This window comes from Halopseudomonas yangmingensis (genome assembly GCF_900114825.1).
Classification (GTDB): domain Bacteria; phylum Pseudomonadota; class Gammaproteobacteria; order Pseudomonadales; family Pseudomonadaceae; genus Halopseudomonas; species Halopseudomonas yangmingensis.
Map to the genome: position 1 here is coordinate 444,175 of NZ_FOUI01000001.1, position 12,892 is coordinate 457,066.

Here is a 12,892-nt window from a genome sequence, read left to right on the forward strand (position 1 = left end):
GGTGTATCGCCTTTATTTGCCAGGGCGAGATCAGCCTGTCAGGCGGCCATGACGGTAGTCGCTGATGGCCTGTTCGATTTCCTCCCGGGTGTTCATCACGAAGGGTCCGTACTGGGCGATTGGCTCGCCAATCGGCTGGCCGGCAATCAGCAGTGCCCGCGACGCGCTGTCCGGGCTGTCCAGTTGCAGCTGTGTGCCGGACCCAAGGTGCGCCAGTTGCTGTGCCCGCAGCGGTCGGCCATCCACCCGCAGCTGGCCATCCAGCACATACAGCAGGGCGTTCAGTGACTCCGGCAGCGGCACGCACAGTTCGCCATTGGCGCTCAGCTGGATATCCAGCAACAGTGGCTGGCTCGGGCGGTCGCTGATCGGGCCGAGCAACTGCTGGCCATCAATGTCCAGGCGGCCAGCCAGCAGGCGCAGCAGGCTGCCGTCAGACCGCCGGTGCTCAACCAGTGCCTCGGGCGGCAGGTCGCGGTAGCCGGCTGGCTGCAGCTTGTCACGCGCCGGCAGGTTGACCCACAACTGCAGGCCGCGCATGCGTCCGGACTGCTGGCGCGGCATTTCCGAGTGGATGATGCCGCGCCCGGCGGTCATCCATTGCAGTCCGCCCGGTTCCAGCAGGCCACGGTTGCCCAGGTGGTCCTCGTGCAACATGCGGCCCTCGAGCATGTAGGTGACCGTCTCGAAGCCGCGGTGCGGGTGTGGCGGGAAACCGCCAATATAGTCATCGGCGGCGTCCGAGCCGAACTCGTCGAGCATCAGGAAGGGGTCGAACAGCGCGGCATGCCGGCTGTCGAACACCCGGGTCAGGGCTACGCCATCACCGTCGCGGGTGGGGCGGCCGACCAGGACCTGGCGGATCTGGCGCTTGCTCATGGGCTGTCTCCGGTAGTGGTTGCACATGCAAGGATTGTCGATGGCCGGCGGGGCAGGGTCCAGTCGCATTCTTTGCAGGGATTTATCGAAGGATTCGATCGGTGCATTGGCGCAGTCCGGATAGCGCTTTGCTGCTAAACTGCCGGACTGTGCGGCGGCCGTCCGGCCGCCAGTATCCCGTTTCTGAGGTAATTGCGTGTTCGGATCCTTCGTATTGCATGAGCGCCTGCACAAGGCCCTCGACGCACTGGCATTCCAGCAACCCACCGACGTGCAGCAGGCGACCATCGAGCCGGCGCTGTCGGGGCAGGATCTGTATGTGATTGCCCGCACCGGCAGCGGCAAGACCGCCGCCTACCTGTTGCCGTTGCTGCAGCGGCTGTTGCTCGATGAGCGGCGGGTGCTGGCGCCGCGGGTGCTGATTCTGGCGCCGACCCGCGAGCTGGCAGCGCAGATTGTGGCTGATGCGACGGCGCTGGCGCGCTTTACCTTCCTGCGCAGCGAGCTGGTCTGTGGCGGTGAGGATTTCAAGGTGCAGGCGGCGCGCCTGCGCAAGAACCCCGATCTGATCGTTGCCACCCCCGGGCGTGCGGTAGAGCAGTTGACCGCCGGCAATCTGGACCTGTCCGAGGTGATGGCGCTGGTGTACGACGAGGCTGACCGCATGCTCGACATGGGTTTCAGCGAGGATGTGGAAAAGCTCGCGGCGGCCTGCCCGCCGGGCCGGCAAACGCTGATGTTTTCCGCAACCTCCGGGCATGCCGGATTGCAGCGGGTGGCCCGCGCACTGATGCGCGAGCCGCAGTGGCTGGCGCTCAGCGATGTGCGCGAGGATACCCCGCAGATCCGCCAGCAGGTGATTGCCGCCGATGACCGTGGGCACAAGGAGCGCCTGCTGAAGTGGTTGCTGGAGCACGATTGCCAGGGCAAGGCGATGGTCTTCACCAACACCCGTGAGGCGGCCGAACGCCTTGGCGGGGTGCTGCGCGCTGCCGGTCTGCGTGCCTACACGCTGCATGGCGAGCGTGACCAGAAGGAGCGCAAGGCAGTGATGGCGCACTTTCGCGATGGCGGCAAGGCGGTGCTGGTGGCCACCGATGTGGCCGCGCGCGGGCTGGATATCGAGGCGGTCGACATGGTGGTGAATTTCGACATGCCGCGCAGTGGTGACGATTACCTGCACCGGGTTGGCCGTACCGGCCGTGCCGGCGCCGAGGGGCTGGCGGTATCCCTGGTGCTGTCCACCGAGTGGGGCCTGATGTCGAGCATCGAACGCTACCTGCGCCGGCAGTTCGAGCGTCGCCTGATCAAGGAGCTGGCAGGCAACTTTACCGGACCGAAGAAGCTCAAGGCCTCCGGCAAGCCGGTCGGCAGCAAGAAGAAAAAGAAGGACAAGGACGGCAAGTCGGGCGCGCGCAGCAAGAGCCCCAAGTCGGCCAAGGCCGGCAAGCCGAGACCCTCCCGGCCAAAGGTGCCGGCGGGTGAGGTGATTACCAGCAGTGATGGGCTGGCGCCGCCCAAACGCAGACGCTCGCCACCAGCGGCAGAGTGACCCTGGACAGAACAGTTGCCGGCGCAATGCCGGCATAGCTGTATCTGTGACGGTTGGCTCCGCCAGCCTAGAATCTTTAGCTGAATTCCTTCCCTTTTATGTTGTTGGAGATGCACCGATGCATGTGGCTTCGGGCCGTTGGCTATACGGTTTTGCCCTGGCGCTGACTACCGCCGTTTTGTGGGGCGTACTGCCGATCATGCTCAAGGAAGTGTTGCGTGACATGGACGCCTACACCGTGACTTGGTACCGGCTTACCAGCGCCGGAATGGTGCTGCTGCTCTGGCTGGGCGCGCGTGGACGCCTGCCATCATTGCGTGGACTGTCTGCGGGGTATCGCACCCTGATGGTATTGGCAGTGCTCGGGTTGGGCAGTAATTATGTGTTGTATCTCATGGCGCTAGACCGGCTGACACCGGGAACCATGCAGCTAATCATCCAGATTGCTCCGGTGATGTTGATGCTTGGCAGTCTTCTGGTGTTCCGCGAACGCTTCGGAATAGGCCAGTTGCTTGGCCTGATGATACTGCTGAGCGGCTTTGGTTTGTTCTTCAATCAGCGACTGGACGAACTCTTTGGCAGTCTTGGTCAGTACACAATAGGCATATTAATAGCCCTGGCAGCCGCCTTGTGTTGGGCGCTTTACGGCCTTGCGCAGAAACAATTGCTCAGTGTCTGGTCGTCGGTGTCGGTAATGATGGTTATCTATCTGGCCTGCAGTGTGCTTATCCTGCCGTTGGCCCAGCCACTACAACTATTTCAGCTGTCTTCTGTGCAGGTGCTGCTGCTGGCCGGCTGCTGCCTCAATACGCTGGTTGCCTATGGTGCTTTTGCCGAGGCGCTGGTGCATTGGGAGGCCTCGAGGGTCAGCGCTACTGTGGCGGTGACACCGTTGATGACTTTTGTCATGGTTGCACTGGCTGCATCCGTCTGGCCTGAACATGTGCAGCCCGAGCAACTGGATATGCTGGCACTGGTCGGGGCCTGTATGGTGGTGGGCGGGTCAGCGCTGATCGCTCTGGCGCCCAGCCTGCTGCAAAATATTCGCAACAGACGCTTGCGTCGCCTGAGTATGACGCCACCTCCCGCCGGCTCCTGAGCCGGCGTTGGCCGGCAATGCCGGACAAGGGTTTTCCGCACGGCAGCGGCCTGTCACTATAGTCACCCCGTTGGCCAGTTGTTGCCCATTGCCATGACCAAACTGCTGTTCTGCCTGTTACCAGTCCTGTGGCTGGCGTCGCCCGCCCATGCCGCGGATACCGATGCCGCGCAGCGTGCCGCCGCCGAACGTTTTCTGCGGCTGGCGCGTGCCGAGGGTATGACGGCGCCGCTGTATGATCAGGTCGGCCGGCTGATGCATGCCCGTTTTGCCCAGCTTGGCGGCTCCCTGCAATACGAGGACGTGCTGCGTGACTACCAGCAACAGGCGCGAGCCCTGCTGGATCAGGAGCTGGCCTGGGAGACACTGCGTGAGCCGTTGATCGAGCTGTACCTGCCGCTGTTTACCACCGAGGAGTTTGAGCAGTTGTCGGCCTTCTATGAGTCCGAGGTGGGGCGCCGGCTGATGGACAACCTGCAGATGCTCAGCAGCGAGTCGATGGCGCTGGTCAACCAGCGCTGGGAACAGCGGCTGGCGCCGCGCATGCAGGATCTGCTTGAGCAGATGGCCGATGAGATTGAACAACGGCAGGCGCCTGTGGGCGGTCTGCCTGTTACCCCAGCCCAAGAGTCCCCGGAGCAACCCTGATGAGTACCGTTCAGCACGCCCTTGAACAGGCCCTGCAAACACTGCAACCCAGCCACCTGCAATTGCTCAATGAAAGCCATATGCACAATGTGCCGCCCGGTTCGGAGTCGCACTTCAAGGCGGTGCTGGTGAGTGCCCAATTTGATGGGCAGGGCAAGGTGCGCCGGCACCAGGCGGTGTATGCCGCGCTGGGCCCGTTGATGCAGCGCATCCACGCGCTGGCGCTGCATACCTACACACCGCAGGAATGGGTCGAGCTCAACCAGGCACCAGACTCGCCAAACTGCATGGGCGGCGGCAAACATCAAGGGGAATGATCAGCGTTTCCCTAAGCACAGATGGTAGACTTGCCGCCCTGCGCCGGGTCCCCCTGGCGGCATTTTCCGGGTTGTGAGGTAGGTTATGGGCAATACCGTGGTGGTGGCACTCTACAAGTTCGTCACCCTTGAGGATTACCGCGAGCTGCGTGAGCCGCTGCTGCAATGCATGCTCGACAACCAAGTACGCGGCACCCTGTTACTGGCCGAGGAGGGTATCAACGGCACCGTTGCCGGCTCGCGCGCCGGAGTCGATGCCTTGCTCGGCTGGATGCGCGCCGACCCCCGGCTGGCGGATCTGGACTGGAAGGAATCCTTCTGTGACAAGCCGCCATTCCTGCGCACCAAGGTCAAGCTCAAGCGCGAGATAGTCACCCTCGGCGTTGAGGGTATCAGTCCGACCCGCCGTGTCGGAAGCTATGTCGAACCGGCCGACTGGAATGCACTGATCAGTGATCCAGACGTGCTGCTGATTGATACCCGTAACGACTACGAGGTGCGTATCGGCAGCTTTCGTGGCGCGATCGACCCGCAGACCCAGAGCTTTCGCGAGTTTCCGGACTATGTGCGCGAGCACTGCGATCCGGCGCGCCAGCGCAAGGTGGCGATGTTCTGTACCGGTGGTATTCGCTGCGAAAAGGCCTCCAGCTACATGCTTGAGCAGGGCTTTGACGAGGTCTATCACCTCAAGGGCGGCGTGCTCGCCTATCTGGAACAGGTGCCTGAGGCGCAGAGCCTGTGGCAGGGTGAATGCTTTGTGTTTGATGAGCGGGTGACGGTCAATCACGATCTGACACAGGGCAGCCATGTGATGTGCCATGCCTGTGGTCAACCGGTCAGTGCCGGGCAGCAGCAATCGGCACTTTACCGCCAGGGGCTGAGCTGCCCGCATTGCCATGACCGGCTGCCGGAGAAGACCCGTCAGCGCGTACAAGAACGCCAGCAGCAGATCGAGCTGGCACGTCAGCGCAACCAGCCGCGCCCACTGGGGCCGGGCTCCGGCGAGGCATCCTCCGCCGACTGATCGGGAGTCGACCATGCAGCAACGCCTGTTGTACGTGATGGACCCGCTGTGTTCCTGGTGCTGGGGCTTTGCCCCGGTGTTGGATGCGATTTGTCAGGATTACCCGCAGTTATCCTTGCATCTGGTCGCCGGCGGACTGCGTCCGGCCCCCGGGCGGCCACTGGATGCCAGTTTGTGCGCCAGTCTGGAGGAACACTGGCAGGCGGTGGCCGAAGCCTCCGGTCAGCCGTTCCGCCAGCCACAGCAGTTGCCTGCAGAGTTTCTCTACAACACCGAGCCGGCCTGTCGCGCCCTGGTGGCGGCGCGCACGCTGGATCCGGCGCTCAGCTGGCCGCTAGTACGGCGAATCCAGCAGGCGTTCTATGCCGATCTGGAGGATGTCACCCGACCGTCACGGCTGGTCGATCTGGCTGCAGAGGTTGGCTATGCCGCGCAGAGCTTTGCCGAGCACTACGACAGCGAGCAGGCCAGTGCGGCGCTGGCAGCGGACTTTTCCTGGGTCCGTGATCTGGGGATTGCCGGCTTCCCGACCTTGCTGGCGCAGCGCAATGGTCAGCTGGCGCTGCTGGCCAACGGTTATCGTCCGCCGTCAGCGGTTCTGGAGTTGTTGCAGCGCTGGCATGCGGCGGGGCAGGCGGGGTGCTGAGTCTGGCCGGTGGTGTGCATATGGCGCTGCATCTGCTGTTGCCGCTGGTTGTGGCACTGTTGTTTTTTCGTCCGGTCTGGCAGCGCGCCTGGGTCATCATGCTGCTGACCATGCTGGTCGATCTGGATCATCTGCTGGCAGATCCGATCTTTGATCCGAACCGTTGCTCGATCGGCTTTCACCCGTTGCACAGTTACCCGGCAATTGCCGTCTATGCGCTGGCGCTGCTGTGGCCGGTGACACGGATCGTGGCACTCGGCCTGCTGATTCACATGCTGGTGGACGCCAGCGATTGCTGGCGTATGGCAGGGTTTGTCCTGTTCTGATCAACGCTCCCTTAGTGCTTCGGCGCGTGCGCGCAATACCGGTTTCAGTAGGTAGCTGAGGATGCTTTTTTTGCCGGTAATAATGTCGACACTGGCAACCATGCCTGGAATGATCAGTAGTGGGTTTTCAGGGGTGCCGAGGTGATTCTGATCGGTGCGCAGGCGAATCAGGTAGTAGCTTTCTCCTTTGTCATCGGCCACGGTATCGGCGCTGATGTGCTCCAGCTCGCCCTTCAGTCCCCCGTAAATGGTGAAATCATAGGCAGTGATCTTGATCATGGCTTGCTGGCCGGGATGGAGGAAGGCGATATCCTGGGGGCGGATACGCGCCTCGAAAAGAAGCGTATCGTCAAGAGGAATGATTTCCACCAGATCGCTGCCAGGCTGGATGACTCCGCCAATGGTGTTAACCAGCAGTTGCTGAACTATGCCGTTGACGGGTGAGGTCACCAGTGTGCGGCGGACCCGGTCCTCCAGCGCCAGACCGGATGCTTCGGTCTTTTCAAGATCAATCCGGGTCTGGCTCAGCTCTGCCAGTGCTTCACCACGGAAACGGTTGCGTACCTCTTCAATACGTTGTTCAACCTCACGCAGGGCGGATTCTGCTCGGGGAATGGACAGGGTGACGCTGTCCAGATTGCCGCGGGTTTCGACCTCGGCACGCCGCAGACGAAGCACTTCGACTTCAGAAATGGCACCGTCAGCCACCAGCGGTGCCGACATGTTGAGTTCCTGGCGTAGCAGTGCCAAGCTGTTGCGGAATTGCTGCTGACGTGATTTCAACTCGTCCAGTTCCTGTTGGCGCTGCTGACGTTGCTCGTCAAGTATGCTGCGCTCATTGAGCAGTTTGTTGGTGCGAGCCTGATGCAATGCCAGCTCAGCCGCAGCCAGCTCAGGAGCTTCGCTAATGACCTCATCGGGCATCAGCAACTCCCGCTCTTCCATCTCGGCATTCAGGCGAGCCAGCCGGGCCATTTTGCCCAGTCGCTCAAAACGGCTTTCCTGGACATTCGAGGCAAAGCGAGTGTCATCAAGGCGTAGCAAAGGGTCGCCTTGATTGATGATCTGGCCTTCACGCACCAGAATTTCCGAAACAATACCCCCTTCAAGATTTTGGATGCGTTGCAGTTTTCCAGGAGGAATGGCTTTTCCTTGCCCTCGGGTGATTTCTTCCACTTCCGCAAAATTGGCCCATAACAGGGCGCTCAACACCAGGGCTGCCAGTGCCCAGAGCAGCATCCTTGAGTTACGTGGCGAGTCTTCCAGAATGGCTTCAGTCAGATCAGGCAAGGGGACTTCAGTCTGCGCAGACTTCCGGCTGGTTTTCAGTTGCACATGACCTGTTGTTGCAGCGGGAGCAGAAGCAGGTTCAGGGGCGCGTGACATTGATTTGTCCTTTTTTCAGGGCATCCAGAACTTTTTCCTTGGGGCCGTCGGCCACTATCCTGCCGCCATCAATGATTATCAGGCGTTCAACCAGTGACAGCATGGAGGCTCTGTGTGTCACCAGTAGCAATGTGCTGTTGGCCAGCACTGGTATGAGTTGTCGCTTGAGCCGCTCCTCGCTGCTGTTGTCCATCGAACTGGTTGGCTCGTCGAGCAGCAATATCGGCGGAGAGAGTAGCAAGGCGCGTGCTACTGCAACTGCCTGTCGCTGTCCTCCTGAAAGACTGAGTCCGCGCTCGCCAACCTGCAGGTCGTAGCCAAGCGGATGCTGTCGTGCAAACTCACTGACACCTGCCATATCGCATACTTGCTGCAAACGCTCCTCGTCAATATAACGGGCGCCGAGTGTCAGGTTGTCACGCAGTGTGCCACTGAACAATTGAATTTCCTGGGGTACATAGCCGATGTTGTGGCGGAGATCGGCAACATCCAGTTGCTGTATGTCAATGCCGTCAATCAGTAGATGGCCACTGTCCGGCTGATACAGGTTTAGCAGTAGCTTGTGCAGGGTACTTTTGCCTGAACCGCTCCGCCCGATGATGCCTACGCGCTCCCCCGGCAAGATGTTGAGATTGATATTATCCAGGGCTGGATACAGCTGGCCAGGATAAGTGAAGCAGAGATTTCTTGCTTCAATGGCGCCGTGCAGTTGCTGGCGCTGGGTTGGCAAGGCATGCTCTTTGCGCTCTTGGGGCATGCCCATCATCTGGTCGGTCGTGCCGACGGTCAGACGAGCCTGCTGGTAGCGGGTCAACAGGCTGGCTATTTGCGAGAGTGGAGCCAGCGCGCGACTGTTCAGCAGGTAGCAGGCAATAAGCCCTCCCATGCTGAGATTGCCTTGCATGATCAGATAGACACCGCCAACTATTACGGCCACGCCAGATAGCTGCTGGATGAACAGGGTGCTGTTTACGGCCAGTGTCGAAAGCCGGCGGGCACGCATTTCAAGTCGTGCCAAGGCGCCTATGGTGGTTTCCCAGAGGCGCTGACGTTCACTTTCGGCACCGGTTACCTTGATCAGGTCTATGCCGCCAAGAGTCTCTATCAGCATTGCCTGGCGTTCACTGGCGAGCTTGAGTGTTTGTCTGATCGTGCGGGACAACGGGCCCTGCAGGAGTAGCCCGATGCCGAGCACCAAGGGGAATGCAAGCAGGGGTACCCAGACGATGGGGCCGCCGATGAGTCCTATCACCAGCAGAATGAGAAGTGCGAAAGGCAGGTCGATAAGGCTGGTAAGAGTCAGCGAAGTAAGAAAGTCCCTGAGGTTCTGGAATTCATGAATGTTCTGGGCAAAGCTGCCGACTCTGGCAGGCCTTGCCTTCATGTTCATGCCGGTAATTCGCTCGAATAATGTGGCAGACAGAATCAGGTCGGTTTTCTTGCCGGCAATATCGATGAAGTGCGAGCGTAATGTTCGCAGAATCAGGTCAAACAACATTGCCAATGCAATGCCGATTGCAAGTACCCACAGGGTGGACAGCGCCAGATTGGGAACCACCCGGTCATAGACGTTCATAACAAACAGCGGTGCTGTTAGCGCGAGCAGATTGATCAGCAAGCTGGCAATCATGGCGTCGGCGTAGAGCCTGCGGGAAAGTTGCAGGGTATCTCGAAACCAATGCCGTGTTCGTGCTATCGGTGATGCACTTTGTCGCTCGAAACGGTGTCGCGGTTGAGCAAAAAAAGCCTTGCCGCTGTAACTTTCACGCAGCTTCTGTCGTTCGATGGTGCGTGCACCACCACCCGATTCAGCTGTCAGAATGCGGGCCTTGTCGCCGTCAAGCCAGGCGTCCAGTACAACACAGCGACCGTTTCCCAGCAGCAGAAGAGCCGGTAGCGCCATTTCATCAATGCTGTCCAGGGGTCTGTCCAGCAATCGCCCCTGCAGGCCCGCGCGGGCAGCCGCACGTGGAAGCAGTTCAACGGCAAGTCGTTGGTTATGCAGCGGCAATCCGGATGTCAGAATGCCTCGGCTGGTTCGTATCTGGTGAGCCTGGCATAGCACCATCAAGGCATCCAGCAGCGGGTCGTCAAACCGGCTGCGTGGATCCTCGGGGCGTTGGGGTTCGGTTGCCCTGTCGGGCGTCAGGTCGCCCGACAGGTTTTCAGGTGCAGTCAAATTTCAGCGTCCTTCCGGTAGGCCGGCTAGCCCGTCAGAGCCAGACTGTCCGGCAACATGCAAGGGCATTGCCTCTGCAGGAGGAACTATTGACTGACTGCGCAGCAGCTGTCCGGCTACAGCCAATAGTCGATACTGCGAGAAGTTCTCGGTAATGCGGATTTCGGTCAGTCGGCGTTGAGCGGTGAAAAGTTCGTTCTCGCTGTCCAGCAAGTCGAGCAGGGTGCGATCACCAATATTGAATTGTTGACGGTATGAATCGCGTACACGTACGGTGTAATCCACATACTGTTGTGCAATCGGCACCTGCTGGCGTGCGCTGTCCATGGCATTCCAGGCCAGTCGCAGCTCCTCTGCAAGCTGGCGCGTGGCGTTGTTGCGAATTTCGATGGCCTGATTTATCTGGTGCGAACTTGACTCCAGTCTGGCTTTGTCACGACCTCCGCTAAACAGGTTGTAGCGCATGCGCAGCATTGCCTGCCACTCGTTGTAGTGACCGTTTACACCGTCCAGATCGTTATCGAAATTACGAGACAGCTCGATGTCGAAGCGTGGATAGAAAGGCGCCTTGGTGGTGGCATATTGCTTCTCGGCTGCCGCGCGGTCTGCTTCTGCTGTCTGGATGATGGGGTTCTGGTTGATTAGCGTCAGTGCCTGCTCAAGGGATTCCGGCAGCAGATGAGCCACGGTTCCCGGCATCATCAGGTTATCCGGAAGGCGGCCTACCACGCTGAAATAGACGGCTTCTGCATCCATCAGGTTGGCCTTTTCCGTTACCAGATTGTTGCGAGCCAGGGCAAGTCGCGCTTCGGCCTGATCCAGATCGGCGGAGCGACTGACACCTCGCTCGCTGCGAAGCCGGATCTGGTCGTGGATACGTTGGTGGTTTTGCAGGTTGGCCTCTGCCAGACGAACCATCTCGGTTCGTTTCACCACTTCGTGGTAGGCCTCGACGGTATCCAGCGCAATGCGTTCGGCGGTGGTCAGTACGCGAAAAGCGCGGGAGTTTACCGTTGCCTCGTGACGGCGCACCTCATTTGGGGTGGCAAAACCGTCAAATACCATCTGGCCGAGTCTGATCTGGCTTTCTCCGCGAGTCAGCCGCTCCCAATGTTTCCCCCCGGCCCGAATCGCCGGGCTGTCGGTGCCTTCCCTGCCGTAGCCGGCATTCAAGTCAATGCGAGGCAGATAGCCGGCACGGGCTGCTTTCAGATCCTCACCAGCAGCCAGTCGGCTGCTGGCGCTGGCGCGCAGCTCGGGGTGGCTTTCAAGGGCTGACTGAATGGCTTCGGGCAGTGGTTGCGCCATGGCGTTGAGGCTGAGTGAGGCTGCCAGTGGGAGTGCAAACAGATATAGCGTTGAAGTGCGCATAAAACCTCCTGTGGCGCCCGTGCTTTCCGTGATTTCCGCAGCATACCTAGGGGCTATGCAAGTATAGATGCTCTGCGAAGACCGCCAGCTGAGGCGCAATGCTTTTTTGATACTGATCTGTACCTGACTCTTGGGTTAATAGTGCAAAAGTTTCTAAAACCACATGAGCGTCACGGTCAATTGTGTAGTACATTTTAAAAAAAGCCAAGATTTCGTCGCTAATGATTTCTTATATTTCCTTGTGACGTTTTTATGGCATTTATTCGGCGCCAGATTTGGAAGGCCTGCTTTCGCAGCAGGTGGTAACCGGGGTGGCGTCAGGAATTGAACTGTTGACGGGAGAAAGTTCATGGCTGGCATCAACGCTGTTGTGCTCAAGGTTGTAGGGCAGGTGTTTGCACTAGATGCATCCGGTGGGAGACGCCTGTTGCTGGAAGGTGACACTGTGCTTGCCGGAGAGCAGGTGATTACGGATGGTGCAGGCGCCGTTACGATAAGGCTGGATGATGGCCAGGTCATGGACCTTGGGCGTGATACCCGTTTTGTGCTGTCCGCTTCAGAGCCGGGTGCCTCGGTTGAGCCAATGGATATTGCTGCCATTCAGCAGGCGATTGCTGCAGGCCAGGATCCCAGTGTTTTGCTTGAGGCTACGGCAGCTGGCCCGGCTGCTGGTGGCGCCGCTGGTGGTGAAGGTGGTGGACATTCATTTGTGTTACTGGATCGGCTGGACTTGCGGATCAACCCGGATGTGGGTCTTGATACGGTTGGACCGGCTGTTGCGCTGTTGGAATTGCCACAAGATCAGGATCCTCTGTTTCCGGATCTGGATGAAGCTGAGCCGCCAAGTATTTCCATCCAGCCACTGGGCGGTGCCGAGAATGCCAGCGTGGTTGAAGGTGGCGTTCTACAGTTTCTGGTAAGCCTTTCTGCCCCCAGCTCTGTGCCGGTTAGTTTTACCTGGACAGTCTCGCTTGGCAGCGCGAGCACGGCTGATCTTGCCGAGCCGGTAGTGCTTACTGGTACGGTAACTATCCCTGCGGGAAGCACCTCTTACCTGATTAGTCTGCCAACATTCGATGACCTTCTGTTTGAAGGTGGTCCTGGCACTTTTGAAGACTTGCAGATCAGTATTAGCGATGTACAGGGTGCTGTTCCGGGGTCAACAGAGGCAACCGGCCTGATTGAAGACAACGACAGCCTGCCGGTGGTCAACCTGGACGCGGTGGACGGCGTTGGCGCCCAGGCAGTGGAAGGCCAACCGCTGCAGTTTACCGTACGCCTGAGCGGCCCGTCGGCCAGCCCGGTGGAAGTCAACTGGACCCTGCAACTGGACGGCAGTGCGAGCGCCGATGACCTGCAGAGCCCGATCAGCTACAGCGGTAGCGTCACCATTCCGGCCGGCCAGCTGAGCGCGGTGGTCAGTGTACCGACACTGGATGACAACCTGTTCGAAGGCGGGGCGGGC

Annotated in this window: 12 protein-coding genes; 8 read left to right on the forward strand and 4 right to left on the reverse strand. The window is 59.8% G+C overall.

Translation table 11 applies throughout. From position 1 onward, the window contains the following. Window positions 1-30 precede the first annotated feature (30 nt). Complete coding sequence (locus tag BMZ23_RS02200) at window positions 31-879, reverse strand: pirin family protein (protein WP_093472040.1); 849 nt, start codon at window positions 877-879, stop codon at window positions 31-33. A gap of 196 nt (window positions 880-1,075) precedes the next feature. On the opposite strand from BMZ23_RS02200, the gene BMZ23_RS02205 reads away from it, so the two are divergent. The 7 genes from BMZ23_RS02205 (at window position 1,076) to BMZ23_RS02235 (ending at window position 6,491) form a co-directional block, all read left to right on the forward strand. Beyond that, entirely contained in the window at window positions 1,076-2,431 is a 1,356-nt protein-coding gene (locus BMZ23_RS02205; RefSeq protein WP_093472043.1) for a DEAD/DEAH box helicase, read from the forward strand. Window positions 2,432-2,549: 118 nt separating this feature from the next. After that, the gene (locus BMZ23_RS02210) at window positions 2,550-3,530 is read left to right on the forward strand and encodes a DMT family transporter (protein WP_093472046.1); all 981 of its coding nucleotides are present in this window, start codon (window positions 2,550-2,552) and stop codon (window positions 3,528-3,530) included. A 93-nt stretch (window positions 3,531-3,623) separates the two neighbouring features. Next, a complete protein-coding gene (locus BMZ23_RS02215) occupies window positions 3,624-4,178 on the forward strand; it encodes a DUF2059 domain-containing protein (RefSeq protein ID WP_143069548.1) in 555 nt (184 codons plus the stop codon). Beyond that, window positions 4,178-4,495, forward strand: a complete 318-nt coding sequence (locus BMZ23_RS02220) for a BolA family protein (protein ID WP_093472052.1) — start codon at window positions 4,178-4,180, stop codon at window positions 4,493-4,495. The genes BMZ23_RS02215 and BMZ23_RS02220 overlap by 1 nt, the downstream gene beginning before the upstream one ends. Before the next feature lie 85 nt (window positions 4,496-4,580). Continuing rightward, window positions 4,581-5,519: an oxygen-dependent tRNA uridine(34) hydroxylase TrhO gene (gene trhO, locus BMZ23_RS02225; protein ID WP_093472055.1), complete on the forward strand. Its 939-nt coding sequence runs from the start codon at window positions 4,581-4,583 to the stop codon at window positions 5,517-5,519. Between the two features lie 13 nt (window positions 5,520-5,532). Continuing rightward, window positions 5,533-6,165 (forward strand): DsbA family protein, encoded by a 633-nt coding sequence (locus BMZ23_RS02230; RefSeq protein ID WP_093472057.1) that lies wholly within the window; start codon window positions 5,533-5,535, stop codon window positions 6,163-6,165. Then, complete coding sequence (locus tag BMZ23_RS02235; protein ID WP_245748086.1) at window positions 6,159-6,491, forward strand: DUF6122 family protein; 333 nt, start codon at window positions 6,159-6,161, stop codon at window positions 6,489-6,491. The genes BMZ23_RS02230 and BMZ23_RS02235 overlap by 7 nt, the downstream gene beginning before the upstream one ends. Here the strand turns inward: BMZ23_RS02235 and BMZ23_RS02240 are convergent, their stop codons facing one another. Genes BMZ23_RS02240 through BMZ23_RS02250 form a run of 3 tightly spaced genes read right to left on the reverse strand, consistent with a single transcriptional unit; the run spans window position 6,492 to window position 11,427 of the window. Further along, on the reverse strand, window positions 6,492-7,877 hold the full coding sequence (locus BMZ23_RS02240) for an HlyD family type I secretion periplasmic adaptor subunit (protein ID WP_093472060.1): 1,386 nt from the start codon (window positions 7,875-7,877) through the stop codon (window positions 6,492-6,494). Beyond that, window positions 7,861-10,026, reverse strand: coding sequence for a type I secretion system permease/ATPase (locus BMZ23_RS02245; protein ID WP_281242295.1), 2,166 nt, complete (start codon window positions 10,024-10,026; stop codon window positions 7,861-7,863). The genes BMZ23_RS02240 and BMZ23_RS02245 overlap by 17 nt, the downstream gene beginning before the upstream one ends. Before the next feature lie 33 nt (window positions 10,027-10,059). Then, complete coding sequence (locus tag BMZ23_RS02250) at window positions 10,060-11,427, reverse strand: TolC family outer membrane protein (protein ID WP_093472063.1); 1,368 nt, start codon at window positions 11,425-11,427, stop codon at window positions 10,060-10,062. A 349-nt stretch (window positions 11,428-11,776) separates the two neighbouring features. Between BMZ23_RS02250 and BMZ23_RS02255 the strand changes: the two genes are divergently transcribed. After that, the coding region (locus tag BMZ23_RS02255; RefSeq protein WP_143069549.1) for a retention module-containing protein at window positions 11,777-12,892 on the forward strand (1,116 nt) is incomplete at its 3' end.

What these genes read in the sequence shown, in the direction of transcription:
- BMZ23_RS02215 (WP_143069548.1), top strand. Translation starts at nt 3,624, where the DNA reads ATGACCAAACTGCTGTTCTGCCTGTTACCAGTCCTGTGGCTGGCGTCG.
- BMZ23_RS02250 (WP_093472063.1), bottom strand. Translation starts at nt 11,427, where the DNA reads ATGCGCACTTCAACGCTATATCTGTTTGCACTCCCACTGGCAGCCTCA.
- BMZ23_RS02210 (WP_093472046.1), top strand. Translation starts at nt 2,550, where the DNA reads ATGCATGTGGCTTCGGGCCGTTGGCTATACGGTTTTGCCCTGGCGCTG.
- BMZ23_RS02230 (WP_093472057.1), top strand. Translation starts at nt 5,533, where the DNA reads ATGCAGCAACGCCTGTTGTACGTGATGGACCCGCTGTGTTCCTGGTGC.
- trhO (WP_093472055.1), top strand. Translation starts at nt 4,581, where the DNA reads ATGGGCAATACCGTGGTGGTGGCACTCTACAAGTTCGTCACCCTTGAG.
- BMZ23_RS02200 (WP_093472040.1), bottom strand. Translation starts at nt 879, where the DNA reads ATGAGCAAGCGCCAGATCCGCCAGGTCCTGGTCGGCCGCCCCACCCGC.
- BMZ23_RS02240 (WP_093472060.1), bottom strand. Translation starts at nt 7,877, where the DNA reads ATGTCACGCGCCCCTGAACCTGCTTCTGCTCCCGCTGCAACAACAGGT.
- BMZ23_RS02220 (WP_093472052.1), top strand. Translation starts at nt 4,178, where the DNA reads ATGAGTACCGTTCAGCACGCCCTTGAACAGGCCCTGCAAACACTGCAA.